Below are 25,559 nucleotides of genomic sequence, written 5' to 3' on the forward strand. Positions count from 1 at the left end.
CTCCTTATCGGATGCCATCAATAAATGCAGGCTACCTTACTGTGAATGACTTAATTTTTAGTGGATTGGATAGCCTATTTTTGTCCCAAATGCGGAGTTTTGCAACTGAATTCAATCCTTTATTTTGTGATGCTCATCACACTTCATCCCAGAACTTTATATTGCGCTTTCTTTATATATAAAAGAGATTTAAAATCCCGTCGATTCTCACACAACAGGAGCACATATGATCAACAGAAGAGATTTCATCCAACTTGGCGCAAGCAGTATTTTAGCGTTAAGTGCGAGCCGCTTTGCTTTTGCAAAAAGCGACACACAAGTCGATTTACGTATTGTGGCAACGACCGATATTCACAGTTTTTTGACTGACTTCGATTACTACAAAGATGCACCGACTGAGAAATTCGGTTTTACCCGTGCTGCAAGCTTGATTCGTCAAGCGCGTCAAGAGGTGAAAAACAGCGTTTTAGTTGATAACGGTGACTTAATTCAAGGTAACCCAATTGCTGACTATCAAGCAGCGAAAGGTTATAAAGAAGGCAAACCAAACCCTGCTGTAGATTGCTTAAATGCGATGCACTATGAAGTGGGCACATTAGGTAACCACGAATTTAACTATGGCTTAGACTATTTAGCCGATGCGATTAAACAAGCGAAATTCCCTATCATCAATGCCAACGTAGTGAAAGTTGGTACCGAAGAGCCCTATTTCACACCTTATGTGATTCAAACCAAAGAAGTGGTCGATAGCCAAGGTAAAAAGCACAAACTAAACATTGGTTATATCGGTTTTGTGCCACCACAAATTATGGTGTGGGATAAAGCGAACCTACAAGGAAAAGTAGAAACGCGCGATATCGTGAAAACCGCACAAAAATATGTGCCAGAAATGAAACAAAAAGGTGCAGATATTATCGTTGCTCTTGCGCACACAGGCCCATCTGACGAACCATATCAAGAAGGTGCAGAAAACTCAGCATTCTACCTTGCTGATGTACCACACATTGACGCGATTGTGTTTGGGCACTCTCACCGTTTATTCCCGAATAAAGAGTTCGCCAAATCACCAAATGCAGATATTGCTAAAGGTACCGTGAAAGGTGTTCCTGAAAGTATGGCGGGCTACTGGGCAAACAACATCAGTGTGATCGACTTAACCCTTGCTCAACACAATGGCAAATGGTTAGTGGCTGATGGTAAAGCGGCTCTTCGCCCAATTTACGATGCAGAAAACAAAAAAGCAACCACAGAAAGTGATGTCGAATTGACCGCACTTTTAAAACCTGTGCATGAAGCCACCCGTGAATTCGTGGCACAGCCAATCGGTAAAGCGACAGATAACATGTATAGCTACTTAGCCCTAGTGCAAGATGACCCAACCATTCAAATTGTGAACCAAGCACAAAAAGCTTACGTTGAAAAAGTAGCACCAAGTGTTGCAGCAATGGCGGGCTTACCAATTTTAAGTGCGGGCGCACCATTTAAAGCAGGCGGACGTAAAAATGACCCAACGGGCTATACTGAAGTTAACAAAGGTGAATTAACGTTCCGTAATGCAGCAGATTTATACCTCTATCCAAATACCTTAGTTGTTGTCAAAGCAACCGGTGAAGAACTGAAAGAGTGGTTAGAATGTAGCGCAGGTATGTTCAAACAAATCGATCCTACCAGCGACAAACCACAATCTTTACTTGATTGGGACGGTTTCCGTACTTATAACTACGATGTGATTGACGGCGTAAATTATGAATTCGACCTCACTCAACCACCGCGTTATGACGGCGAATGTAAATTGATTAACCCGAATTCACACCGTGTGGTGAATTTAACCTACCAAGGTAAACCGGTTGATCCAAAAGCAGAATTCTTAATTGCGACTAATAACTATCGTGCTTACGGTAATAAATTCCCAGGCACAGGCGATGCGCACATTGTTTACGCTTCTCCAGATGAAAACCGCCAAATTCTTGCGGATTACATCAAAGCAGAAAGCGAAAAAAATGGCCATGTAAACCCAAGTGCGGATAAAAACTGGCGCTTTGCACCGATTAAAGGTAACGATAAATTAGATGTGCGTTTTGAAACCTCACCAAGCGAACAAGCGGCAAAATTCATTCAAGACAATGCGCAATACCCAATGAAGAAAGTCGGCACCGATGAAGTGGGCTTTGCGGTATATCAAATTGATTTATCGAAATAACAAAAAAGGGCGTGCTCAGCACGCCCTACTTATTTCAAAGTGCGGTCAATTTTGACCTTATTTTTCTTCTTTTGGAAGTCTGATTAAGGAAAAGATCAAGCCGCCCCAAATTACTAAAAGCGCCACAATCATCATTGTAATTGCAATACTTGTCATCTTTATTCTCCTTTTTCTTCAAGCTTGAAGTTGTCTTCATTTTTCCATTTTAAACGAGAAAGAATGAACGAAACAACCACTAGCGAAATTGCCATACCCCAACCAAAGATATTTACAAACCAGCTTGGATAGCCTTCATAACCTTCTGTAAATACTTTCGCACCTTCACTCAATAACATAAAGGCGAGAATACCGGTGGTGATGACAATGCATAAACGCCATAGGAAACCGACTTTGAATGAAGAGCTTTGATTTAAGTGGTTGCCTAATAAGCCTAATTTTTCATTTGCTACAATCACAATTAATGAAACAAATGCCACTGCTACAATACCGAAGTAGTTCACGAATTTATCTAATACATCAAGCATTGGTAAGCCGGTTGTCGTACCAAATAAAATGACTGATACCACCATCATTGGTAAACCAACAACAAAGGTCGCTTTTGCTCGACGTAAACGGAGTTTATCTTGAATCGCTGAAATGATTACTTCAATAACAGAGATAAATGAGGTTAATGCCGCAAAGGTTAATGAACCGAAGAATAACACCCCTAATACTTCACCGAATGGTGCTTTGTTAATAATAGTTGGGAATGCAAAGAAGGCTAAACCAATACCACCTTTTGCTACTTCGCTCACTTCTACACCTTGCGCAGTTGCGATGAAACCTAATGCCGCAAATACACCGATACCAGCAAGCACTTCAAAACTTGAGTTCGCAAAACCAACAACCAAACCGCTACCTGTTAAATCTGAATCTTTTTTCAAGTACGATGCATATGTAATCATAATCCCGAAACAGATGGAAAGAGAGAAGAAGATTTGACCGTAAGCCGCAATCCACACACTCGGATTAGAGAGTTTTGACCAGTCTGGTGTAAATAGTGCGTTTAAGCCTTTTTCTGCACCTGGTAAGAATAAAGAATAAACGACCAACGCCACAAACATCACCACTAAAACAGGCATTAAGATATCTGAAGATTTAGAAATCCCTTTTTGAATACCTAAAGAAAGTACGCCTAACGCCACTAACCATACAGCAATTAATGGGCCAGTTACCATGCCGACAAACTCGAAGCTCACGCCGTTACTGATCTCACCCATTTTTAAGAATTCGTGTAGGAAGAAATCAATCGGCTGGTCGCCCCAAGCTGAATTAAGTGAGAAATAGGTATAGCTTGCCGCCCAACCTAATACTACCGCGTAGTAAAGACCGATGATGACATTCACCATTACTTGCCACCAACCAAACACTTCAAAGTGTGGGTTAAAGCGACGATAAGAAAGCGGTGCACCACCACGATGGCGATGACCGATTGCGTAATCTAAGAAAAGCAATGGAATACCAGCTGTTAAAAGTGCAATAAGGTAAGGGATAATAAATGCACCGCCACCGTTTTCATAAGTGGTATAAGGGAAACGCCAGATGTTTCCTAAGCCAACAGCGGATCCAATCGCCGCCATAATAAATGCTTTCCGACCAGAAAAGGTCTCACGCTTTGCGTTTGACTGCGTCATATTAAGTTCCTTTTGAATGAAGAAAGATTTCAATATAATGAATTCTAAAACCGAGTCAAGAATTTGATTTAAAGTGCGGTTAAAAATAATGAATTTTTTTAAAAAATCACTGTCTAAAGGCCGAATTTAATCTCTATTAACAACCAAAAGGAAACATTTATGGATCTCAACAGCATTTTAAATCAAGTTTTAGATGTGGCTAAAAACTCTGCAAGCAAACTTGAAACCGGCAACCAAACAATCGACTCTCTCACCAAAGTAGGCGGTGGTGCAGCATTAGGCGGTATTTTATCAATGATTTTAGGCCGCAGCGGTGGCGCAAGTTTAGCAAAATTAGGCTCACTTGCTGTATTAGGTAATCTTGCTTACCAAGCATACCAAAACTATCAAAAATCCCAACAAAATAGCCAACCAAACATTTCAGAAAATGCGTTTGATGTATTAAATTCATCAAGCCATGTCGATGCGGGTGAATTAATTTTACGTACTATGATCGCCGCAGCGGCAGCAGACGGTGAAATCACTGAAGATGAAAAACAAACTATCGCAAACGAAGCGGGTAACAACCCTGAATTAGCGCAATGGCTTGAACAAGAAATCCAAAATCCAATTTCTATCAATGAAATTGCACGTCTTGTAGGTAACGATACTGCACTTGCAAGCAATGTATACTTAGCGGCTCGTTTAGTAAGCAAAGATTTATCTCGCAAAGAAATCATTTTCTTAGCAGATTTAGCTCAAGCGTTAGGTTTAGATGATGCGCTTGTTGAACAATTAGAAAAACAAGCAGGCTTCTAATTTTGTGTGTAGAAAACATTACGTTTTCTGACCGCACTTCTTATCAAAAAACACGATAATCTTAGTTATCGTGTTTTTTTCATTTGTTTTTTCGCGAAAACCTAACCAAAGGCGAAAAATTCCGCTACAATGCAAAACTTCAATATTCATAAAATTATTTAATAATCATAAAAACGGGAAGCAACATGACAGGCGCACAACTCATTATCGAATGTTTAAAAGCGCACGGTGTAACCGATCTTTTCGGCTACCCAGGCGGGGCAATCATGCCAACCTATGATGCCATCTATGACTCAGGTCTTGACCATCTCCTTTGTCGTAATGAACAAGGTGCTGCAATAGCCGCGATTGGTTATGCGCGCTCTACAGGCAAAGTCGGCGTTTGTGTGGCAACCTCTGGCCCGGGTGCAACCAATTTAATTACCGGTTTAGGCGATGCCTTTGCTGATTCTGTGCCAATCGTGGCATTTACTGGCCAAGTGGCCGCCCCTCTTATCGGTACCGATGCTTTCCAAGAAGCTGATGTTTTAGGTTTATCTCTTGCTTGCACCAAGCACAGCTACATTGTGCAATCCATCGAAGAACTCCCCGAAATTATTGCCTCTGCTTTTCAAATTGCACAAAGTGGCAGACCTGGTCCAGTTCTCATCGATGTACCTCGCAACATCCAAGTGAGCGATGTACCTGAACATATCAAACCCATTGTCAAACCAGTCGTAAAACCAACCGCACTTTCAGAATTAAAATTAGCTGAAGCAAAACAATTATTGGCACAAGCGAAAAAACCAGTGCTTTATGTAGGTGGTGGTGTAGGTATGGCGAAAGCCACACAAGCGGTCAAAAAATTCCTACAAATCACCAAAATGCCATCCGTTTCAACATTGAAAGGTTTAGGCTCAATTGACCCAACCGATCCCGTTTATATGGGCATGATTGGTATGCATGGCACAAGAGCAGCAAATATTGCCGTACAAGAATGTGATTTATTGTTAGTATGCGGTGCGCGTTTTGATGACCGTGTGACCGGTAAATTAGACAGTTTTGCACCACACGCGAAGGTCATTCATTGTGATATTGATGCAGCAGAAATCAACAAACTTCGTGTGGCAAATGTTGCCCTTCAAGGTGATTTAATTCAAGCCTTAGAGGCTTTAAGTATCCCGCTTGCAATTGACGATTGGCGAGCACACATTCAAGCATTGAAAGCGAAACTCGATTTCACTTATATTGACAATGTAGGCAACCGACCTATTGACCCTTGGTCGTTGCTCAACACGCTTTCTCAGCGTAAACCTCAAAATGCGGTGATTTGCACCGATGTGGGCCAACACCAAATGTGGTCTGCACAACATATGCGTCATTTTGCACCAGAAAACTATATTACCTCCGCGGGTTTCGGCACCATGGGATTTGGTTTACCTGCAGCGGTAGGCGCGAAAAAAGCACGCCCTCATGATGAAGTGATTTTAGTGACGGGTGATGGTTCATTGATGATGAACATTCAGGAATTAGGCTCTATCAAACGCGGCAAATTACCGGTAAAAATTTTGCTGTTAGATAACCAACGCCTTGGCATGGTGCGTCAATGGCAAGACCTTTTCTGGAACAAACGCCGTTCTGAAACCATTTTAGAAGATAACCCTGATTTCGTGATGTTGGCAAAAGCCTTTGATATTCCAGCTGAACGCATTGAGCGTACTGATGAGGTGGATGCAGCACTTAATCGCTTATTAAATAGCGAAACCGCTTATTTACTACAAGTATGCATTCCACCGGAGGAATGCGTATGGCCATTAGTTCCACCGGGTGCGTGTAATGCTGATATGTTGGAGGAAATTTAAGATGAACCACTATACTTTTGAATTGACTACTCAACATCGCCCAGAGGTTTTAGAACGCGTATTACGTGTTATTCGTTTACGTGGCTTTACCGTGACCAATATGGATATGGCATTGGTAGACACCCAAGTACAGTTAAAAATCACTGTAAAATCTGACCGCACTTTTGATTTGTTGGTAAATCAGTTGGCGAAATTGCCGGATGTTATGGAAATAAAATAATGAAAAATATATGTTTGTTATTGGAGCTACTTATTACTTTCGTACTATTTGGATGCACTTCATTACAAGATAAAGAACTATCTTCTCAAAAAGAAGTAATACACTCTTTCTTTATAGCAGAAGACAACATTTATGCTATAGGGCAACTTAATAGTTATCACTTTGCCGGTTCAAAATATAGTGAAACTGGAGATTTAATTCGTATCTTACAATCACCTTACGTAAAAAACATATCATCTGTGAAAATTCATTCTATCGCTAAAGATGTTGAAAAAAACAAAGTGAAAGCTACATTAACATTATATTTTAATGATAAAGAGCTTACTCAAAAGCAATCTAATGAGCTCTATGGACAAAAATATTACTATATGCAGGAACATAATATATTTTTTATAATGGAATATGGTGAAATTGTTGATATTAAAAACAAAAATGAGATTTTGAAAAAAGCCAAATTGATTAAACCTTTAGAAACTAAGTACTTAGAATATCGTCAAGAAAAAAGATTCAGTGCTGAAGCAACAGAGGATAACGTTACAGTAGCTGGACGAGCATCAGCGGCAATGATTATTTTTGTACCGTTAGCAATTATCTCATTACCTTTTTATGCAATTCAGTCTTTATCTGGAAAATAAAAATAAACCCTAAAAATTTACTTGGAGAGATTATTTATGCCAAAACTACGTTCGGCGACCAGTACACAAGGTCGTAATATGGCGGGTGCACGTGCCTTATGGCGTGCAACAGGGATGAAAGAAAATGACTTTGGTAAACCGATTATTGCGGTGGTGAACTCATTCACCCAATTTGTACCAGGGCATGTTCATTTAAAAGACATGGGTCAACTAGTCGCGGCTGAAATTGAAAAAGCCGGCGGCGTGGCAAAAGAATTTAACACCATCGCAGTAGATGATGGGATCGCGATGGGTCACGGAGGCATGCTTTATTCCTTACCGAGCCGTGATTTAATCGCGGACAGCGTGGAATATATGGTTAATGCTCACTGTGCTGATGCGATGGTGTGTATTTCCAACTGTGACAAAATCACCCCGGGAATGTTGATGGCAGCAATGCGTTTAAACATTCCAACCATATTCGTTTCAGGTGGTCCGATGGAAGCGGGTAAAACCAAACTTTCCGACCAGCTCATCAAATTAGACTTAATTGATGCCATGATCCAAAGCGCTGATGTGAATGTCAGCGACAAAGATGTTGATGCCATTGAGCGCAGTGCTTGCCCTACTTGTGGTTCTTGCTCAGGGATGTTTACTGCTAACTCAATGAACTGCTTAACCGAAGCCTTAGGTTTATCTTTACCTGGCAATGGCTCGATGTTGGCGACCCATGCTGACCGTAAAGAATTATTCTTACAAGCAGGTCGTCAAATTGTTGAACTTTGCAAACGCTATTACGAGCAAGACGATGAAAGCGTATTACCACGTTCAATCGGCACCTTTGAAGCCTTTGAAAATGCAATGAGTTTAGATATTGCGATGGGTGGTTCAAGTAATACCGTTTTACACTTATTAGCGGCTGCTCAAGAAGCGGGTGTAGATTTCAAAATGGCGGATATTGACCGCTTATCACGCGTTGTGCCTTGCTTAAGCAAAATTGCACCAAACACCAATAAATACCACATGGAAGATGTACACCGTGCAGGTGGGATTATGGGATTATTAGGTGAATTAGATCGCGCAGGATTAATCCACCGTAACACCAAAACTGTGTTAGGTATGACTTTAGAAGAGCAATTAAATCAATACGATATCATTCGTAATAAAGATGAAGAACTACACAAATTCTTCCGTGCAGGTCCTGCAGGTATTCGCACCACGCAAGCCTTTTCACAAGATTGCCGTTGGGATAGCGTAGATGATGACCGTGTAGGCGGTTGTATTCGTAATAAAGAAAATGCGATATCTCAAGAAGGCGGCTTAGCTGTATTATTTGGTAACATCGCAAAAGACGGTTGTATAGTAAAAACTGCAGGTGTGGATGAGTCTATCTGGAAATTCACCGGTCGTGCAATCGTATTTGAAAGCCAAGAAGATGCGGTAGCCGGTATTTTAGGTGGCAAAGTGAAAGAAGGCCATGTGGTAGTCATCCGCTATGAAGGTCCAAAAGGTGGCCCTGGTATGCAAGAAATGTTGTATCCAACCAGCTACTTAAAATCCATGGGCTTAGGTAAGAAATGTGCCTTATTAACAGATGGTCGCTTCTCTGGCGGTACATCTGGTTTATCTATCGGTCACGCTTCTCCTGAAGCAGCTTCTGGCGGTGCGATCGGCTTAGTACATGATGATGATATTATCGAAATCGATATTCCAAATCGCGCGATTAATCTCAAAATCAGCGATGAAGAATTAGCAAAACGCCGTACCGAGCAAGATGCCAAAGGCTGGCAACCAGCTAACCGTGAACGTGAAGTGTCTTTTGCATTAAAAGTATTTGGCCACTTCGCCACTTCTGCGGATAAAGGTGCCGTTCGTGATAAAACACTTTTAAAATAGTGTATGATTCTCCCTCTCTTTTATGAGAGGGAGAAATAAAACAAAGAAAAAATTACCCGCACTTCATCATAAACAACAAATATCATGAAAAACCTACTCACCAATCCTCAACCCTCTCAATCGGATTACATTAACGCGATTGTTAAACTTGGCTCCAGAGTATATGAAGCCGCTACTGTAACCCCGCTACAAAAAATGGAAAAATTATCCGAGCGACTACATAATAATATTTGGATTAAGCGTGAAGACCGCCAGCCAGTAAATAGCTTTAAGCTTCGTGGTGCTTATGCAATGATTTCCAGCCTTTCTGATGAACAAAAACAGGCTGGTGTCATTGCTGCTTCCGCGGGTAATCATGCTCAGGGTGTTGCTTTATCAGCAAAACAGCTTGGATTAAAAGCATTAATTGTTATGCCACAAAATACACCGAGCATTAAAGTGGATGCCGTTCGTGGTTTTGGTGGTGAAGTGTTGTTACACGGAGCCAATTTTGATGAAGCAAAAGCTAAAGCTATTGAGCTTTCAAAATCTAAACATATGACATTTATTCCGCCGTTTGATCATCCATTGGTTATCGCCGGTCAAGGCACATTGGCGATGGAAATGTTGCAACAAGTTGCCGATTTAGATTATGTCTTTGTGCAAGTCGGAGGCGGTGGTCTCGCCGCTGGCGTAGCCATTTTACTCAAACAATTCATGCCGGAAATCAAAGTCATTGGTGTCGAGTCCAAAGATTCAGCTTGTTTGAATGCCGCCTTAGAAAAAGGAGAACCTACAGATCTAGCACATGTTGGGCTATTTGCCGATGGCGTAGCAGTAAAACGTATTGGTGATGAAACATTCCGTTTATGTCAAAAATATTTAGACGGTATGGTATTAGTAGACAGCGATGAAGTTTGTGCGGCAATGAAAGATTTATTCGAAAACGTGCGTGCTGTTGCTGAGCCATCTGGTGCCTTAGGATTAGCTGGTTTGAAGAAATATGTGAAACAAAACAATCTGGAAGGCAAAAATATGGCGGCAATTCTATCTGGCGCTAACCTTAACTTCCATACATTGCGTTATGTTTCAGAACGTTGTGAAATTGGTGAAAACCGTGAGGCTTTATTGGCGGTAACGATGTCTGAACAACCAGGCAGCTTCTTAAAATTTGCCCATGTCATCGGCAACCGTGCAGTAACAGAATTCAGTTATCGTTATGCAGATAATCAAAAAGCCTGTATTTTCGTTGGTGTGCGCACGGCTAATGAAGCTGAAAAATCGGAAATTATTGCTGATTTAACGAAAAATGGCTTTGATGTAGAAGATATGTCTGATGATGATATTGCGAAAACTCACGTGCGTTATTTAATGGGTGGACGAGTTTCTAGTCATCATGAAAGACTTTATAGCTTTGAATTTCCAGAACAAAAAGGCGCTTTACTTAAATTCTTAGAAATTTTGGGTAAACGTTGGAATATTTCATTATTCCATTATCGTGCGCATGGAGCCGATTACGGTAATATTCTTGCAGCTTTCCAATTAGGCGAAAAAGATAACGCAGAATTTGAAAAAGCTTTAGCTGAACTCGGCTATGTTTATGAAGATGTGAGTGAAAGTAAAGCGTATCGATATTTCTTACGATAAAAAACAAAAAGAGCGGTCAAAATAACCGCTCTTTTTTATTATCATTAACTTATCGTTTTGATTTAACGAGTTTTTCAGTAAGTTCGTAAGCACGAAGTTTCGCTAACTCTTTAGAAAGTTTAGCTACAAGTAAATCATGATCCACATCAACAGCGTGATTCACAATATTTTCTTCAGCTTTGCGTTTTGCTTTAAGAATACGATCTGCATCTAACTCGCTACCGCGAATTGCAACATCGGCAAGCACAGTCACTACTTTAGGTTGAACTTCTAAGAAGCCGCCTGAAACATAGATAACTTCTTCTTTGCCATCTTCAAGGGTGAATTTAACAATCCCCGGCTTAATAGCCGTCATTAAAGGGGTGTGGTTTGGTAAAATACCAAGTTCACCTTCCACACCTGTTGCTTGGACTTGTTTCACAGCACCTTCAAAGATTTTTCGCTCTGCGCTGACTATTATTAGGTTAAATGTCGCCATTTTTGTTCTCCTTCAAATGACTTGAAGCGATTACATATTTTTGGCTTTTTCTAGCGCTTCGTCGATTGTACCGACCATGTAGAACGCTTGTTCTGGAATATGGTCGTATTCGCCGTCTAAAATACCTTTAAAGCCGCGGATAGTTTCTTTTAAAGAAACGTATTTACCTGGTGTACCGTTGAATACTTCAGCAACGAAGAACGGTTGTGATAAGAAACGTTCAATTTTACGTGCACGTGCTACCACTAATTTATCTTCTTCAGATAACTCGTCCATACCAAGAATTGCGATGATATCTTTCAATTCTTTATAGCGTTGTAAGATACCTTGTACGCCACGTGCTACATCATAGTGCTCTTGACCGATAACAAGTGGGTCTAATTGGCGTGAAGTTGAATCTAATGGGTCAACCGCAGGGTAAATACCTAAAGACGCAATTTGACGACTTAATACAACTGTTGAGTCTAAGTGCGCAAAAGTTGTTGCCGGAGATGGGTCAGTTAAGTCATCCGCAGGTACGTATACCGCTTGTACAGAGGTGATAGAACCTGTTTTGGTTGAAGTGATACGTTCTTGTAGTACACCCATTTCTTCTGCTAAGGTTGGTTGGTAACCTACCGCAGATGGCATACGACCTAATAACGCAGATACTTCAGTACCAGCAAGGGTATAACGATAGATATTATCCACAAAGAATAATACATCACGACCTTCATCACGGAATTTTTCAGCCATAGTTAAACCGGTTAACGCAACACGTAAACGGTTACCTGGTGGCTCATTCATTTGTCCGTAAACTAATGATACTTTATCCAATACGTTAGAATCTTTCATTTCATGATAGAAGTCGTTACCTTCACGAGTACGTTCACCTACACCCGCAAATACAGAGTAACCTGAGTGCTCGATCGCGATGTTACGGATTAATTCCATCATGTTAACGGTTTTACCTACACCCGCACCACCGAATAGACCAACTTTACCACCTTTTGCGAATGGACAAATTAAGTCGATAACTTTGATACCAGTTTCTAGTAATTCCGTACTGTTAGATTGTTCTTCATAGCTTGGTGCTGGACGATGGATAGACCAATTTTCTTCCGCGCCAATATCACCTTGCTCATCGATTGGTTCACCCAATACGTTCATAATACGACCTAACGTTTTTGTACCTACTGGAACTTGAATTGGGTTACCAGTGTTTTCTACTTTTAAGCCACGTTTTAAGCCATCAGATGTACCTAATGCGATACAGCGAACTGTGCCGCCACCTAATTGTTGTTGAACTTCAAGGGTTAAACCTGATTCAACTTTTAATGCATCGTAAACTTTTGGTACTGCATCTTGTGGGAATTCAACGTCAATCACCGCACCGATGATTTGTACAATTTTTCCTGCTGACATTACCGTTCCTCTTTTATTAAATCGCTGCCGCGCCGGCGACGATTTCGTTTAATTCATTTGTAATACTTGCTTGACGGGCTTTATTGTAAACTAATCGCAAGTCATTGATTAAATTACCTGCATTATCAGTTGCCGCTTTCATTGCTACCATTCTAGCAGCTTGCTCGGAAGCAAGGTTATCTACCACAGATTGATACACTTGTGATTCCAAATAACGAGTAAGCAAACTGTCTAATAAGACTTTTGGCTCTGGCTCGTAAAGGTAATCCCAGGTGCTTTGTCTTTGCTCTAAATTATCGGTTTCTAATGCCGGTAATGGTATTAATTGTTGATAAACGGGTTTTTGTGCCATTGTATTAACGAATTTATTGTAGGCAATATAAACTGCATCTACTTCGCCGTCTTTATAGACATCAAACATGTCGTTTGCGACCCCGATTAAATCTTCCATTGCCGGATTATCACCCAAACCGGAAAGTTGTGCACGAACAGGTAATCCTAATGAGCGGAAAAAGCTGATACCTTTTGAGCCAATTAAGCCCAATTCAACAGTAACACCTTTATCTTTCCATTGTTTGATTTCTGTCATCACAGTTTTAAACAAGTTAATGTTCAAACCGCCACACATTCCGCGGTCAGTCGAGACCACTAAGATCCCGACTCTTTTTACTTCGCGTTGAATTAAAAATGGGTGTTTATAACCAACAGTTGCTTTAGAGACGTGGCTGATAACATTTCGTATTGTTTCAGAATACGGACGAGAAGCCGACATACGATCCTGCGTTTTACGCATTTTCGAGGTCGCCACCATTTCCATTGCCTTTGTAATTTTTTGTGTACTTTGTACACTGGCAATTTTGGTTTTTATCTCTTTTGCACCTGCCATCTTATTTCTCCGTTACTTTTACCACGCGCTGTTGGCTTTAAAGTTATCCAAAATCGATTTCAATGATGCTTTAACTTCATCATTGTAATTACCGGTTTTGGTCAATTCAGCCATAAACTCGCTGTGGTTACGGCGAGCATAATCTAAAAGTGCGGCTTCAAAACTTGCAATTTTTTGCAATTCCACATCTTCTAAATAGCCAAACTCAACCGCGAAAAGCAACACAGATTGGTCTGCTACGCTAAGCGGTACATATTGTTTTTGTTTCAATAATTCAGTAACTTTTTCACCGTGAGAAAGTTGTTTACGGGTTGCATCATCAAGGTCAGATGCGAACTGAGCAAACGCCGCTAATTCACGATATTGAGCCAATGCAGTACGGATACCACCAGCTAATTTTTTCACTACTTTAGTTTGTGCAGAACCACCCACACGAGATACCGAAATACCAGGGTTTACCGCAGGACGAATACCAGCATTAAATAAGTTAGATTCTAAGAAAATCTGACCATCGGTAATCGAAATTACGTTAGTTGGAACGAATGCTGAAACGTCACCCGCTTGAGTTTCAATAATAGGAAGAGCGGTTAAAGAACCTGTTTTTCCTTTTACTGCGCCTTGAGTAAATTTCTCTACGTATTCTTCATTTACGCGTGCTGCACGTTCAAGTAAACGTGAGTGTAAGTAGAATACGTCACCTGGATATGCTTCACGACCCGGTGGACGACGTAATAATAATGAAATTTGACGATAAGCAACAGCTTGTTTTGATAAGTCATCGTAAACGATTAACGCATCTTCACCGCGATCACGGAAATATTCACCCATTGCACAACCTGAGTAAGGTGCAAGGTATTGTAATGCCGCTGATTCAGACGCTGACGCTGCAACAACGATAGTGTTTTCAAGTGCACCGTGTTCTTCTAATTTACGTACTACGTTTGCGATAGTTGAAGCTTTTTGGCCGATCGCAACATAGATACATTTAATACCTGAATCACGTTGGTTGATGATTGCGTCGATTGCTAATGCTGTTTTACCTGTTTGACGGTCACCGATGATTAACTCACGTTGACCACGACCGATTGGCACCATTGAGTCAACCGCTTTATAACCAGTTTGTACTGGTTGATCAACAGATTTACGATCGATAACACCTGGCGCAATAACTTCAACAGGAGAGAAACCATCGTTTTCAATTTCGCCTTTGCCATCGATTGGTTGACCAAGTGTGTTTACCACGCGACCTAGTAAACCACGACCAACTGGTACTTCAAGGATACGACCAGTACATTGTACTTCCATACCTTCCGCTAAGTCTGCGTAAGGACCCATTACTACCGCACCAACAGAATCACGTTCAAGGTTAAGTGCCATTGCGTAACGGTTGCCTGGCAAGGCGATCATTTCACCTTGCATTACATCGCTTAAACCGTGAACACGAATAATCCCATCACTTACAGAAACGATTGTCCCTGTATTACGGGCTTCGCTCACCACGTCGAATTGAGCGATGCGTTTTTTAATCAATTCACTAATTTCAGTTGAATTTAGTTGCATCTTGTATTCCTCTTATAATTGCAACTCGTTTGCGAGACGAGCAAGTTGCCCACGGCTACTTCCGTCAATCACAAAGTCTTCAGTACGAATAACCACACCGGCAATCAGTGAGCTATCTACGTTGCAATTTAATTTTACTTTGCGAGCTAATCTCTTTTCCATTGCAGCTGCAATTTTTTCGATTTGTGTTGCATTCAATGGTTGTGCGGAAGTTACTTCAACTTCTGCAATAGCTTGGTGTTCTTCTACATAATGTTTAAATTCTTCAAACACGGTAGAAATCGCACTCAAACGCTTATTTTCAGCCATTAACCGAATAAGATTTTGCCCATATTGATCCAATTGTTCGCCACAAATAGAAATTACTGTATTAGCTAATTTCTGTGCAGAAAGAGAACTACTTAAGTAAGCTTTTACCGCTTCATCTTCAGCTACGGCAGCAGCGAAACCTAACATTTCAGTCCATTTTTCGACCGCACTTTGTTCAATGGCAAAGTCGAATGCAGCTTTTGCATAAGGGCGAGCTATTGTAGTTAATTCTGACATAAGCTAAGCCTCTTATAACTCTGCAACTAATTTATCAATAATGTCATTGTTTGCCGCTTCGTCAATAGAACGACCCACAATTTTCTCAGCACCAGCCACTGCTAATGAAGCCACTTTAACACGTAATTCTTCTTGAACACGTTTACGTTCTGCTTCTACTTCAGCATAACCTTGAGCAATAATTTTTGCTTTCAGTTCTTCGGCTTCTGCCTTCACTTCGTCTAACACTTCATTGCGACGTTTATTCGCAGCATCTAAAATCTCTTGAGCTTGTACTTTTGCAGATAAAAGTTCTTGTTCCACAAGATTTTTAGTATCTGCTTGCTCTTTTTTCGCTGCTTCAGCTGACGCTAACGCGTTCGCAATTTGGCTCTGACGTTCCTCAATTGCTTTAATAATTGGTGGCCATACATATTTAACACAAAACCATACAAAGATGATAAATGCTATAGTTTGGCCAATTAATGTTGCATTAATATTCACAACATACCCCCTTCTTTAATAGGCTGTTTGTTGTTTATTAACCTAATAATGAGGCAAATGGGTTTGCAAATGCAAAGTACAAGCCGATACCAACTGCAATCATAGCAATCGCATCCAATAGACCTGCAACGATAAACATTTTTGTAAGTAGTGAGTTAGCTAATTCAGGTTGGCGAGCTGCAGATTCTAGGTATTTACCACCTAAAAGACCGAAGCCAATTGCAGTACCTAAAGCAGCAAAAGCAAGCATAATCGCAGATGCAATAATTGTTGCACTAATTACAGTTTCCATAAGATTTCTCCAAGTTGAGTTAAGGCTTTCGCCCGGTTTGTTAATAAAAAAGTTAATTAATGTTCGGCTTTGTTATAAGCGATACTGAGATAAACAACAGTTAACATCATGAAAACAAAGGCTTGCAACGTTATAACCAAAATATGGAATATAGCCCAAACTAAATGCAATGGCACTCCCATAGCAGCAACGAAAGCATTAGCTGAATACATCACTGCGATAAGAATGAAAATCAACTCACCAGCATACATATTACCGAACAAACGTAAAGCAAGAGAGACTGGTTTTGAAATTAAAGTAACAGACTCTAATAGTAAGTTTACGGGAATAAAAGCCCAATGATTAAAAGGATGTAACGTATATTCTTTAACCAATCCTGTAATACCTTTAGATTTCACGGTATAAAACAGAATTAGAATAAATACAGAAATAGACATTGCGAAGGTCATGTTCATATCTGTAGTAGGCACGGCACGTACAGGAATATGATGATCTCCGCTAATTAAAGCAAAAAGTTGAGGGATGTAATCAACAGGTACAAGGTCAATTGCATTCATGATAAACACCCAAACGAAGATAGTTAATGCTAATGGCGCAATAACCCCTCGTTTTCCATGATAGTTTTCACGAACGACACCATCTATCCATTCTACAGCCATTTCAACTGCACACTGCAATTTTCCTGGAACACCGGTTGTCGTTTTTTTAGCTACTTTATAAAAAATACCAATAAAAACTAAACCGCAAACGATAGAAAAGAAAAATGTATCTAAATTAAAGGTCCAAAATCCTTCCCCTGTGGTTAGGTAAGTCAAATGGTGCTGGATATACTCAATCGAGGTTTGTCCTGACATAATAAATACCCTGTATAAAAAATAATAAAATGGATGCTGTTTTATCTAAACAAAAAAGGAAGCAAATTATTCAATAATAATGCCACCATAAAACCGCTAAAAAACAGTAAAAAATTAGTAATTTCAAACCATTTAAAAAAGGTTATAACCAACAAAATAGTGAATAGAAACTTAACTACTTCAGCAAGATAAAATGCCTTTAATTTTGTTGAAAAATCTTGTTTGCGAAAAAAAACAATATAAGCAAAAGCACAAAATGGTACAAAAGCACTGATAAATCCTAAACTGAAATCTACCGCACTTTCACCTTGCCAAATTGCAAGGAATACCCCAAAAACAACAAGACAAACCGACTCAATGATTATCGCCTTTTGATATCGATTTTTAGCCTGTGTTAAAACCTTAGACATTATCTTATTTTTTTAAAATACAAAAACCATCTAATTATACCCGTGCTACAAAGAGTTTCAACTTTTAAACCACTAAAAAATGTTAAACAAATCACACTTTTAAAAAAATATTCACAAAATCGTCACAAAAAAAGTGTGTTTTATCGTAAAACGATTAAATGTCGTTCACCTACAAGCTCAGGAACATGTAAAGTTATTACGTCTTTTACTTCGAATTTTTTGTCTAATTCTTGAACTTCATCTTCGTGATAAATGCCTTTCAAGGCATAAAAATATCCATCTTTCTTTAGCAAATGATGACACCAATCTGTCATATCTTTTAACGAAGCAAATGCACGACTTAGTACACCGTCGAATTTTTGTTCAGGTTGGTATTCCTCAACGCGGCTAAGAATGGGTTCTACATTTGTTAGTCCTAACTCACGTACTGCATTTCGAATAAAGCTAATACGCTTACCTAAACTATCTAACAAGACAAATTGCTTGGTAGGATTAATAATGGCTAAAGGCAGGCCTGGCAAGCCTGGACCCGTTCCCACATCAATAAAACGATCCCCTTGTAAATAAGGACTAACAACAATACTATCCAAGATATGTTTCACTAACATTTCCTGTGGATCACGCACAGAGGTTAAGTTATAGGCTTTATTCCATTTATTGAGTAATTGTACTAACTGGATCAGTTGATCTTTTTGTTGATCTGTTAATTGGATTTCAGCTTGAGTCAGTAAATTTTCGAGTTTTGCTTTCATTTTTCTATCTATCTTGTCTGTTTGTCGTCATTCTACTTGAAAGTGCGGTTAAAATCCTTAGTGTTTTTATTTCAGCAAAAATTTAACCTACTAATTACATCTTTTTAATTTGTAATATAAAAAAGTGCGATGAAAATTCACCGCACTTTTGCTTTCAATACCTGAGAAGTTTACTCCCCACGTTTTAGCATGCCTTGTTTTTTCAAATTCACCAGAATAATTGAAATTGCCGCAGGAGTAATGCCTGAAATTCGGCTCGCTTGACCAATGGAAACTGGACGATGCTGTTCCAACTTCGCACGTACTTCATTAGATAAACCGGAAACTTTGCTGTAATCAAAGTTAGCCGGGATAGCTGTATTTTCGTGGCGTTTTTGTTTTTCAATTTCTTCTTGTTGATGCTCAATATAGCCTTGATACTTAATGGCAATTTCCACTTGTTCTACGGCTTCTCGGTCTTCCATTGCCGGTTTGTATGGCGTTAAAGAAGTCAAAATATCGTAAGTTATTTCCGGACGGCGTAATAAATCTTCACCGTTGGCTTCACGCACAAGTGGGCTGCCAAGCACTTTATTGGCTTCTTCTAAATATTCAGAACGCGGATGCAACCAAATGCTGCGTAAGCGTTGGCGTTCCTGTTCAATATTTTCCATTTTTTGATTAAAGCGTGCCCAACGAGCTTCATCTATTAAGCCTAATTCATGGGCTATTGGCGTTAAACGAATGTCCGCATTATCTTCACGTAATAACAAACGGTATTCTGCACGAGAAGTAAATACGCGATACGGTTCTTTGGTACCAAGCGTGCAAAGGTCATCCACCAATACGCCACTATAGGATTGATCGCGGCGTGGATACCATGCCTCTTTTTCTTGTACATAAAGACCTGCGTTAATCCCCGCCAATAATCCTTGTGCCGCTGCTTCTTCATAACCGGTTGTACCATTAATTTGACCCGCAAAGAATAAACCCGAAATCAATTTAGTTTCTAACGTTGGTTTTAAGTCACGCGGATCAAAATAATCATATTCAATGGCATAACCTGGTTTAATAATGCGAGCTTTTTCCAAACCTTTCATCGAATTCACAATGCCCATTTGCACGTCAAACGGTAAACTGGTAGAAATCCCGTTTGGATACACTTCATTACTGGTTAAGCCTTCTGGTTCCAAATAAATTTGATGTGAATTACGATCTGCAAAACGCATCACTTTATCTTCAATAGATGGACAATAACGCGGACCAATCCCTTCAATTACACCGGTATACATTGGACTGCGATCCAAGTTATTACGGATCACTTCATGAGTTTGTTCATTGGTGTGGGTGATATAACAAGGAATTTGTTGAGGGTGATCATCCACTGATCCCATAAAAGAGAATACCGGTAATACGGCATCACCATGTTGTTTAGCCAATATATCGAAATTGATCGTGCGTGCATCAATACGTGGTGGTGTACCGGTTTTTAAACGATCTACACGTAAATTCAGATCACGTAAACGATGAGAAAGTGTAACAGATGCTGGATCACCTGCGCGACCGCCTTCATAATGTTCTAAACCAATATGGATCTTACCCGCTAAGAAAGTACCGGCAGTTAAAATGACCGATTTAGCACGAAATTTAAGTCCCATTTTGGTTTCCACACCACAAACGCGATTTTGCTCAATTAAAATATCCGTTACTTCTTGTTGGAAAATATCTAAATTTGGTTGATTTTCTAGTGCGATGCGTACGGCTTGACGATATAAAACACGGTCAGCTTGAGCACGAGTTGCACGTACAGCAGGTCCTTTGCTGCTGTTTAAAGTACGAAATTGAATCCCCGCCTTATCTGCAGCATGCGCCATTAACCCGCCCATGGCATCCACTTCTTTCACTAAATGGCCTTTACCAATACCACCAATAGCGGGGTTACATGACATTTGTCCAAGGGTATCAACATTATGTGTCAATAATAGGGTTTTTAATCCCATGCGTGCCGGAGCCAACGCGGCTTCTGTACCGGCATGACCGCCACCCACAACGATCACATCATAATTTTCGGTGTAAAACATATCTCTCTCTTCGTCTTCAATTTGATCTTCGATCTAAAAATAGGCGCTATTCTACTGAAAATTACGTGTGCTTGAAAGTAAGAATTCAATCTGTGATGAGATAAGATCGAGAGGTTATAAAGATAAGATCTATTTATATATAAAGATCTTATTATTGTTACTATTAGGATCCTTTCACCTTGTAAATAAGATCCTTTTCCTTTTTTAAATGAAGAAGTTAGATCGTTTTAGACTATGTTGAAATGTCGTCAGTTTGAAGGCTTTTTCTTGTGGATAACCTTTAATTTTATCCACAGTTAAAACAATCATCATATTTACTCAGTGGAAAAAAACAAGTTTTTGACAGGTTTTATTAAAGTTATCCACAGGTGATTTTTTTAGATAATGGATAAAGAAAAAGCGATAACTCAAATTATCGCTTTATTATGACTAAAGTGCATTTATAAATTGTGGTAGCCAATCTTCAGCAAATTGTTCTTGATCATCAACATGCAAGACATCGATTTTTAAACTGTTGCAAATTTTGACCGCACTTTTTTCACTTAATTGTGTTTCAACTTTATTCACGGCATGACAGAATGTATCGTAATCTGAATTGCCTAAGCCTACAACGGCAAAGCGGAGAGAAGAGAAATCTTTATCTGATGCCGCAATTTGTTCAAAGAGTGGTTTCAAATTATCAGGCAATTCACCTGCACCATGTGTTGAAGTGACAATCAACCAAATATTTTCATCAATCACATCATCAAGTTCTGGTCCGTGGAAAAGTGCGGTAGAAAAATTTTGTGTTTTTAACACCTCTTCTAAATGCTCTGCCACATATTCAGCGCCGCCTAATGTGCTGCCTGAAATCACGCAAATATTCATATTGTTTCCTAATAAGAAAAAAGGCTTAGATTTTCTAAGCCTTTATAGTCATTATACGTTGTCGAATTTACCCAATAATGAACGAATATGTTCTTGCCAGTTGCGGTGTTCATTTTTAAGTTGCTCATTTTCATGTTGCAACGCTTCTACCGCTTGTTGAGATTGATTTTTTTGTTCTTTTAATTCTTCTACTTCAAGTTGAAGTAATTGAATGGTTTCTACTGCTTGTCTAATTTTTTCTTCAAGCTGATCTAAAATTTCTAAAGACATAGTGATTTCCTTTTTTAAAATAAGTCCGAAACGGCTTTATTCTACCCACTTAATCCTATTTTTAAAAGCCTCTTGTCAAAATTTATTATGCAAACGTTTGCTTAGTGATAAAATAGCGAGACTTTTTGCATTGGGAGAGAAAAATGAATCGTGCATTAGCTATTGAATTTTCAAGAGTAACTGAAGCAGCTGCATTAGCGGCTTATACTTGGCTTGGACGTGGTAATAAAAATGCGGCAGATGAGGCGGCGGTCAAAGCCATGCGTTATATGCTGAATTTAATCCATATGGACGGTGAAATTGTGATTGGTGAAGGAGAAATTGACGAAGCACCAATGCTTTATATTGGCGAAAAAGTGGGGTCAGGTAATGGTGAGCTCGTTTCTATTGCGGTTGATCCGATTGATGGTACAAGAATGACCGCTATGGGCCAATCAAACGCCATTTCAGTATTGGCTGCTGGTGGTAAACGTACTTTTTTAAAAGCACCTGATATGTATATGGAAAAATTGGTTGTTGGCCCTGAAGTGAAAGGTATGATCGATTTAAGTTTACCGATTGAACAAAATCTTCGCCGTGTAGCTTCTCGTTTAGGTAAATCCTTATCGGATTTAACGGTGATGGTACTCGCTAAACCACGTCATGATGAAGTGATTAATCAAATGCATAATCTAGGTATTCGCGTGATGGCCATTCCAGATGGTGATGTGGCCGCTTCAGTTTTATGTTGTTTACCGGATGCTGAAGTGGATATGGTTTATGGCATTGGCGGTGCTCCTGAAGGTGTGGCAGCTGCCGCTGCAATTCGTGCATTAGGTGGGGATATGCAAGCTCGCCTGATTCCTCGTAATGAAGTGAAAGGCGATACAGAAGAAAATCGTAAAATTGCCGCTGAAGAAGTTCAACGTTGTGAAGCCTTAGGTGTGAAGGTCAATGAAATCTTAAAATTAGAAGATTTAGTACGTGATGATAACCTTGTTTTTGCTGCAACGGGAATTACGCATGGTGAATTGCTCAAAGGAATTTCTCGCCGTGGCAACTTGGCAACCACAGAAACCTTATTAATTCGTGGTAAATCACGCACCATTCGTAAAATCCAATCCATCCATTATCTCGATAGAAAAGATTCTGAAATCTATGAGATTTTAAGAAATTAGTGAAAATAAAAGAGCGGTCATAAAAAACAATGAATTTTTTGACCGCTCTTTTTATTTCTTATAGCATTTTCTTCAATTGATACAAATAAGCTAAGGCTTGTTTTGGGCTTAATTCATCTGGATCAAGTTGCTCAATGGCTTCGCGTAAAGCATCTGGTTCGGCTTCAAAAGCTAATTCACCTTGATGTTGATTTAACGCTCTTAAATGTTGAATTTGTTGATCACCATTTTGTGCTGACAGTTTTTCTAACTGATGCAATTTTTGCTTCGCCAGTTTAATGACGGATTGAGGCACACCAGCCAGTGCGGCAACAGCAAGACCATAACTTTTACTTGCTGCACCGTCTTGAACAGCGTGCATAAAGGCGATGGTATTGTTATGTTCTAATGCATCTAAATGAATATTAGCAATACCTTCAATTTGTTCTGGCAGCGCAGTGAGTTCAAAATAATGGGTCGCAAATAACGTAAGTGAACGAGTTTTTTTCGCCAACCATTCAGCACAAGCCCAAGCTAAAGAAAGCCCATCATAAGTAGACGTACCTCGTCCAATTTCATCAATCAGAACCAAACTTTGTGAAGTGGCTTGGTGAAGAATATTTGCCATTTCTGTCATTTCTACCATAAATGTAGAACGACCCGAGGCTAAATCATCAGAGGCACCAATTCGAGTGAAAATGCGATCAATTTGCCCGATAACTGCACTATCAGCCGGCACAAAACTGCCTATATAAGCCATTAACGTAATTAAAGCTGTTTGACGCATATAGGTACTTTTACCACCCATATTTGGGCCAGTAATAATCAGTAAATGACGCTGTTGATTGAGATTAACAGGGTTAGCAATAAAGGGGGCTTTTAAGACTTGCTCCACTACAGGATGACGACCATTTTCAATTCTTACACCAATTTCATCGCTAAATTGTGGTGTAACATAATTTAAGGTTTCTGCTCGCTCTGCCAAGTTAACTAACACATCCAATTCCGACAATGCCAAGCTCGCTAACTGTAATTGACCTAAATGTGGCAACAATAAATCAAATAATTCATCATAAAGTTGCTTTTCTAAAGCAAGCGCCGCGCCTTTTGATTTTAAAACCTTATCTTCGTATTCTTTTAATTCAGGAATAATGTAGCGTTCGGCATTTTTTAAGGTTTGACGGCGAACATAATGAATCGGTGCTTTATGAGCTTGTCCTTGGCTAATTTGAATGTAATAACCATGCACCGCATTAAAGCCAATTTTTAAGGTATCAATACCTGTGCTTTCTCGTTCGCGTTGTTCTAAATTTTCTAAATATTGTGTTGCGCCAGCGGAAAGAGTTCGCCATTCATCTAATTCGGCATTATAGCCTTCAGCAATGACTCCACCATCGCGAATTAATAACGGAGGAGTTTCAATAATTGCTTTTTGAAGTAGCTCGATTTGCGCTGAAAAATCCTCAATTTGCGCAGAAAGTGCGGTCAAATTTGATGATGTTTTTATATGAATCAGCGATTTTATTGGTTCAATTTGTTCTAATGCGGTACGTAAACGTGTGAGATCGCGAGGACGTGCAGAACGCAGTGCTACACGGGCAAGAATACGTTCCATATCGCCCACTTGTTGCAAATAAGGCTGCAATTCGTGATACAAATCTTGCTCAATAATTTCACCAATCGTTTTTTGGCGTTTTAATAGAATGTCTGTTTGACGGATAGGCTGATGGATCCAACGTTTTAATAAACGGCTACCCATTGGTGTAACACATTTATCTAATACCGAAGCCAGCGTGTTTTCTGTACCACCCGCAAGATTTTGAGTGAGTTCTAAATTTCGGCGTGTTGCAGCATCTAATTGAATATTATCGTTATTTTGAATAACACTGATGCTTTGAATGTGTGGCAGAGAAGCACGTTGTGTTTCTTTTGCATATTGCAATAAACAGCCTGCTGCTGCCAAGCCAAGAGGTGATTTTTCCACACCAAATGCACGTAAATCTTTCGTACCAAATTGACGATTAAGTTCTGAAATCGCCGTACTGAGTTCAAATTCCCAAATAGGACGACGACGTAGGCCTTTATAATGTTCGATAATGGCCATTTCGGCAAAATCTTCACAATAAAGTAATTCTACGGGATTAATACGCTGTAATTCAGCTTGCAAGGCTTCTTTTGAATGAGGTTCACAAAGCTGAAAGCGTCCAGATGTCATGTCTAATGTGGCTAAACCAAATTTTTCTTTTTCCTGATAAATCGCCACAATTAAGTTATCTTGGCGTTCTGGTAAAAGCGCTTCATCACTTACCGTACCTGGTGTCACAATTCGCACAATTTTGCGTTCAACCGGCCCTTTTGATGTGGCGGGATCACCCACTTGCTCACAAATGGCTACAGGTTCACCTAATTGCACTAATTTTGCTAAATAGCCTTCTACCGCATGATAAGGCACGCCAGCCATGGGTATTGGATTACCTGCTGATTGTCCACGTTTAGTTAAAGAAATATCTAACAACGCTGCTGCTTTTTTTGCATCATCATAAAAAAGTTCATAAAAATCCCCCATTCGATAAAATAACAAAATGTCAGGATTTTCTGCTTTTAACTTGATATATTGCTGCATCATTGGCGTATGCTGTTGGAAATTTTCTTCGGAAATCATCTAATTACCTGCTTTGAAACTTAATAAAGAT

At 39.7% G+C, this 25,559-nt stretch carries 24 protein-coding genes; 8 read left to right on the forward strand and 16 right to left on the reverse strand.

Annotated features, from left to right (window positions below):
- Positions 1-226: 226 nt before the first annotated feature.
- Positions 227-2,200: a 2',3'-cyclic-nucleotide 2'-phosphodiesterase gene (cpdB, locus tag ADA56_RS07500; protein ID WP_049370015.1), complete on the forward strand. Its 1,974-nt coding sequence runs from the start codon at positions 227-229 to the stop codon at positions 2,198-2,200.
- Between the two features lie 57 nt (positions 2,201-2,257).
- Here the strand turns inward: cpdB and ADA56_RS09755 are convergent, their stop codons facing one another.
- Complete coding sequence (locus ADA56_RS09755) at positions 2,258-2,356, reverse strand: methionine/alanine import family NSS transporter small subunit (RefSeq protein ID WP_032804161.1); 99 nt, start codon at positions 2,354-2,356, stop codon at positions 2,258-2,260.
- 2 nt (positions 2,357-2,358) lie between these two features.
- Positions 2,359-3,873 carry a sodium-dependent transporter gene (locus ADA56_RS07510; RefSeq protein ID WP_049370016.1) on the reverse strand — a complete coding sequence of 505 codons (1,515 nt, stop codon included), beginning with the start codon at positions 3,871-3,873 and terminating at the stop codon, positions 2,359-2,361.
- 159 nt (positions 3,874-4,032) lie between these two features.
- Between ADA56_RS07510 and ADA56_RS07515 the strand changes: the two genes are divergently transcribed.
- The 6 genes from ADA56_RS07515 (at position 4,033) to ilvA (ending at position 10,868) form a co-directional block, all read left to right on the forward strand.
- Positions 4,033-4,671, forward strand: coding sequence for a tellurite resistance TerB family protein (locus ADA56_RS07515; RefSeq protein WP_049370017.1), 639 nt, complete (start codon positions 4,033-4,035; stop codon positions 4,669-4,671).
- A 185-nt stretch (positions 4,672-4,856) separates the two neighbouring features.
- Positions 4,857-6,512, forward strand: a complete 1,656-nt coding sequence (ilvG, locus tag ADA56_RS07520; RefSeq protein WP_049370018.1) for an acetolactate synthase 2 catalytic subunit — start codon at positions 4,857-4,859, stop codon at positions 6,510-6,512.
- 1 nt (position 6,513) lies between these two features.
- Positions 6,514-6,732 (forward strand): acetolactate synthase 2 small subunit, encoded by a 219-nt coding sequence (ilvM, locus tag ADA56_RS07525; RefSeq protein ID WP_049370019.1) that lies wholly within the window; start codon positions 6,514-6,516, stop codon positions 6,730-6,732.
- Positions 6,732-7,367, forward strand: coding sequence for a hypothetical protein (locus ADA56_RS07530; RefSeq protein ID WP_049370020.1), 636 nt, complete (start codon positions 6,732-6,734; stop codon positions 7,365-7,367). The genes ilvM and ADA56_RS07530 overlap by 1 nt, the downstream gene beginning before the upstream one ends.
- A 36-nt stretch (positions 7,368-7,403) precedes the next feature.
- Positions 7,404-9,242, forward strand: a complete 1,839-nt coding sequence (ilvD, locus tag ADA56_RS07535) for a dihydroxy-acid dehydratase (protein WP_049370021.1) — start codon at positions 7,404-7,406, stop codon at positions 9,240-9,242.
- A gap of 84 nt (positions 9,243-9,326) precedes the next feature.
- Positions 9,327-10,868, forward strand: a complete 1,542-nt coding sequence (gene ilvA, locus ADA56_RS07540) for a threonine ammonia-lyase, biosynthetic (protein WP_049370022.1) — start codon at positions 9,327-9,329, stop codon at positions 10,866-10,868.
- A gap of 49 nt (positions 10,869-10,917) precedes the next feature.
- Here the strand turns inward: ilvA and ADA56_RS07545 are convergent, their stop codons facing one another.
- The 13 genes from ADA56_RS07545 to ADA56_RS07605 form a co-directional block, all read right to left on the reverse strand.
- A complete protein-coding gene (locus ADA56_RS07545) occupies positions 10,918-11,346 on the reverse strand; it encodes a F0F1 ATP synthase subunit epsilon (RefSeq protein WP_049370023.1) in 429 nt (142 codons plus the stop codon).
- Positions 11,347-11,376: 30 nt separating this feature from the next.
- Positions 11,377-12,750: a F0F1 ATP synthase subunit beta gene (gene atpD, locus ADA56_RS07550; protein ID WP_049370024.1), complete on the reverse strand. Its 1,374-nt coding sequence runs from the start codon at positions 12,748-12,750 to the stop codon at positions 11,377-11,379.
- A 16-nt stretch (positions 12,751-12,766) separates the two neighbouring features.
- Complete coding sequence (atpG, locus tag ADA56_RS07555) at positions 12,767-13,636, reverse strand: F0F1 ATP synthase subunit gamma (protein ID WP_049370025.1); 870 nt, start codon at positions 13,634-13,636, stop codon at positions 12,767-12,769.
- An 18-nt stretch (positions 13,637-13,654) separates the two neighbouring features.
- Complete coding sequence (gene atpA, locus ADA56_RS07560) at positions 13,655-15,196, reverse strand: F0F1 ATP synthase subunit alpha (RefSeq protein WP_049370026.1); 1,542 nt, start codon at positions 15,194-15,196, stop codon at positions 13,655-13,657.
- A 12-nt stretch (positions 15,197-15,208) separates the two neighbouring features.
- Complete coding sequence (gene atpH, locus ADA56_RS07565; RefSeq protein WP_049370027.1) at positions 15,209-15,742, reverse strand: F0F1 ATP synthase subunit delta; 534 nt, start codon at positions 15,740-15,742, stop codon at positions 15,209-15,211.
- A gap of 12 nt (positions 15,743-15,754) precedes the next feature.
- Complete coding sequence (gene atpF / locus ADA56_RS07570) at positions 15,755-16,225, reverse strand: F0F1 ATP synthase subunit B (protein ID WP_005699345.1); 471 nt, start codon at positions 16,223-16,225, stop codon at positions 15,755-15,757.
- Between the two features lie 37 nt (positions 16,226-16,262).
- Positions 16,263-16,517, reverse strand: a complete 255-nt coding sequence (atpE, locus tag ADA56_RS07575) for a F0F1 ATP synthase subunit C (RefSeq protein WP_005699353.1) — start codon at positions 16,515-16,517, stop codon at positions 16,263-16,265.
- Positions 16,518-16,573: 56 nt separating this feature from the next.
- Entirely contained in the window at positions 16,574-17,371 is a 798-nt protein-coding gene (gene atpB, locus ADA56_RS07580; protein ID WP_005699269.1) for a F0F1 ATP synthase subunit A, read from the reverse strand.
- A gap of 41 nt (positions 17,372-17,412) precedes the next feature.
- Positions 17,413-17,781: an ATP synthase subunit I gene (locus ADA56_RS07585; RefSeq protein ID WP_005699282.1), complete on the reverse strand. Its 369-nt coding sequence runs from the start codon at positions 17,779-17,781 to the stop codon at positions 17,413-17,415.
- A gap of 140 nt (positions 17,782-17,921) precedes the next feature.
- Positions 17,922-18,533 carry a 16S rRNA (guanine(527)-N(7))-methyltransferase RsmG gene (gene rsmG / locus ADA56_RS07590; protein WP_005699323.1) on the reverse strand — a complete coding sequence of 204 codons (612 nt, stop codon included), beginning with the start codon at positions 18,531-18,533 and terminating at the stop codon, positions 17,922-17,924.
- 170 nt (positions 18,534-18,703) lie between these two features.
- Positions 18,704-20,593, reverse strand: a complete 1,890-nt coding sequence (gene mnmG / locus ADA56_RS07595) for a tRNA uridine-5-carboxymethylaminomethyl(34) synthesis enzyme MnmG (protein ID WP_049370028.1) — start codon at positions 20,591-20,593, stop codon at positions 18,704-18,706.
- Positions 20,594-21,022: 429 nt separating this feature from the next.
- Positions 21,023-21,460 (reverse strand): FMN-binding protein MioC, encoded by a 438-nt coding sequence (gene mioC / locus ADA56_RS07600; protein WP_049370029.1) that lies wholly within the window; start codon positions 21,458-21,460, stop codon positions 21,023-21,025.
- 51 nt (positions 21,461-21,511) lie between these two features.
- Entirely contained in the window at positions 21,512-21,730 is a 219-nt protein-coding gene (locus ADA56_RS07605; protein WP_049370030.1) for a cell division protein ZapB, read from the reverse strand.
- Between the two features lie 143 nt (positions 21,731-21,873).
- Between ADA56_RS07605 and glpX the strand changes: the two genes are divergently transcribed.
- The gene (gene glpX / locus ADA56_RS07610) at positions 21,874-22,887 is read left to right on the forward strand and encodes a class II fructose-bisphosphatase (RefSeq protein ID WP_049370031.1); all 1,014 of its coding nucleotides are present in this window, start codon (positions 21,874-21,876) and stop codon (positions 22,885-22,887) included.
- 58 nt (positions 22,888-22,945) lie between these two features.
- Here the strand turns inward: glpX and mutS are convergent, their stop codons facing one another.
- Entirely contained in the window at positions 22,946-25,528 is a 2,583-nt protein-coding gene (mutS, locus tag ADA56_RS07615) for a DNA mismatch repair protein MutS (protein ID WP_049370032.1), read from the reverse strand.
- Between the last annotated feature and the right edge of the window lie 31 nt (positions 25,529-25,559).

This window comes from Parahaemophilus parainfluenzae (assembly GCF_001055095.1).
Taxonomy (GTDB): domain Bacteria; phylum Pseudomonadota; class Gammaproteobacteria; order Enterobacterales; family Pasteurellaceae; genus Haemophilus_D; species Haemophilus_D parainfluenzae_Z.